This window comes from Streptomyces sp. NPDC002130 (assembly GCF_040296465.1).
Lineage (GTDB): Bacteria > Actinomycetota > Actinomycetes > Streptomycetales > Streptomycetaceae > Streptomyces.
In genome coordinates, this window is the sequence record NZ_JBEOXI010000632.1 from 1 (window position 1) to 1,936 (window position 1,936).

2 protein-coding genes and 1 pseudogene are annotated in these 1,936 nt (G+C 63.1%); 2 read left to right on the forward strand and 1 reads right to left on the reverse strand.

Features of this window, described 5'->3' with window-relative positions; genetic code table 11:
* A pseudogene (locus tag ABT116_RS43765) lies at nt 1–85 on the reverse strand (SigE family RNA polymerase sigma factor); the annotation flags it as partial.
* A gap of 284 nt (nt 86–369) precedes the next feature.
* Here ABT116_RS43765 and ABT116_RS43770 point away from each other — a divergent pair.
* A complete protein-coding gene (locus tag ABT116_RS43770) occupies nt 370–1,584 on the forward strand; it encodes an acetyl-CoA C-acetyltransferase (protein ID WP_007731553.1) in 1,215 nt (404 codons plus the stop codon).
* 45 nt (nt 1,585–1,629) lie between these two features.
* The coding region (locus ABT116_RS43775; RefSeq protein ID WP_351646385.1) for an enoyl-CoA hydratase-related protein at nt 1,630–1,936 on the forward strand (307 nt) is incomplete at its 3' end.

The following is a 1,936-nucleotide window of genomic DNA, read 5'->3' on the forward strand; positions in this document are numbered from 1 at the left end:
GGCCGAAGCTGAGGACCTCGTCCTCGCGCAGCCGGCGGAGCGACCGCCAGATGCTGGACTTCACCGTGCCGACACTGATGTCGAGGCTGCCACCTGCTCGATCACGAAGATCACGACATGATGTTGCCCTATCGCATCGTGCCGTGAGCGCTTCCGAAGACGCTCGTGAAATGAACAGGAGCGGGCAGGCGCACGCACGTCGGATCACCTCGGTCACCTAGCAGGATCGCTTCGGTCCTTCCCATGAATTTGGAACACGTTCTACAGTGAAAGGGCTGAGGTCTGTACCTCGGCCATGCGCCACCACCGAAGGCGGCGCGGACGATCTGCAGACCGGTTCGACGAATTACACGGAAGGAACACCTCACAGTGACCACAGAGGCATTCATTTATGAAGCCATCCGTACCCCGCGAGGCCGCGGCAAGAAGACCGGGTCGTTGCACTCGGTCAAGCCGATCTCGCTGGTCACGGGTCTGATCCAGGAACTGCGCGTGCGCTTTCCCGACCTCGACGAGGACCGGATCTCCGACCTCATCCTGGGCGTCGTCACCCCCGTTGGCGATCAGGGAATGGACATCGCCCGCGTTGCAGTCAACGATGCAGGACTGCCCGACACCGTCGGTGGCGTTCAGCTCAACCGTTTCTGCGCTTCCGGCCTCGAAGCCGTGAACATGGCTGCTCAGAAGGTTCGGTCCGGCTGGGACGAACTGGTGATCGCCGGTGGCGTCGAGTCGATGTCCCGCGTTCCGATGGGATCCGACGGTGGACCGTGGGCGCTCGACCCCGCCACCAACTACGACAACTACTTCGTGCCGCAGGGCGTCGGCGCAGACCTCATCGCCACCATCGAGGGCTTCTCGCGTGACGACGTCGACGCATACGCCGTGCGCTCGCAGGACCTCGCCGCCAAGGCGTGGACCGGCGGATACTTCGCCAAGTCGGTAGTGCCGGTCAAGGACATCAACGGCATCACCATCCTCGACAACGACGAGCACATGCGTCCGGGCACCACGGCAGAGAACCTCGCCGGCTTGGCTCCCGCGTTCGGTGTGATCGGTGAAATCGGCGGATTCGACGCCGTATCGCTGCAGAAGTACCACTGGGTCGAGAAGATCAACCACGTTCACCACGGTGGCAACAGCTCGGGAATCGTCGACGGCGCTGCCCTCGTGCTCGTCGGTAGCGAGCAGGCCGGCAAGGACATGGGTCTGACGCCGCGCGCTCGCGTCGTCGCCACCGCCACCAGCGGCGCCGACTCCACCATCATGCTCACCGGCCCGACGCCGGCGTCGAAGAAGGTTCTGGCAGCTGCCGGCCTGACGGTCGACGACATCGACCTCTTCGAGATCAACGAGGCATTCGCTTCCGTCGTCCTGAAGTTCCAGAAGGACCTGAACATTCCGGACGAGAAGCTCAACGTCAACGGTGGCGCGATCGCCATGGGTCACCCGCTCGGTGCCACCGGCGCGATGATCACCGGAACGATGGTCGACGAGCTCGAGCGTCGTGGCGGCAAGCGCGCCCTCATCACCCTGTGCATCGGCGGCGGTATGGGCGTTGCCACCATCATCGAGCGCGTCTGACGCGGCGTCCGTCCTTCCAACGAGGCTTACCAGGAGTCAAGCAAAGTGACTGATCAGAACATCATCAACTGGGACCAGGACGCCGACGGCATCGTCGTGCTCACCATCAACGATCCCAACCAGGGCGCAAACACCATGAACGACGCGTACATCGCGTCGATGAAGGCCACCGTCGACCGTCTGGTCGCCGAGAAGGACTCCATCACCGGTGCCGTCATCACTTCCGGCAAGAAGACCTTCTTCGCCGGTGGCGACCTCAAGAACATGATCAAGGTCGGACCCGAGCAGGCCGAGGAGATCTACAACCACAGCGTCGAGATCAAGGCTGACCTGCGTCGCCTCGAAACTCTCG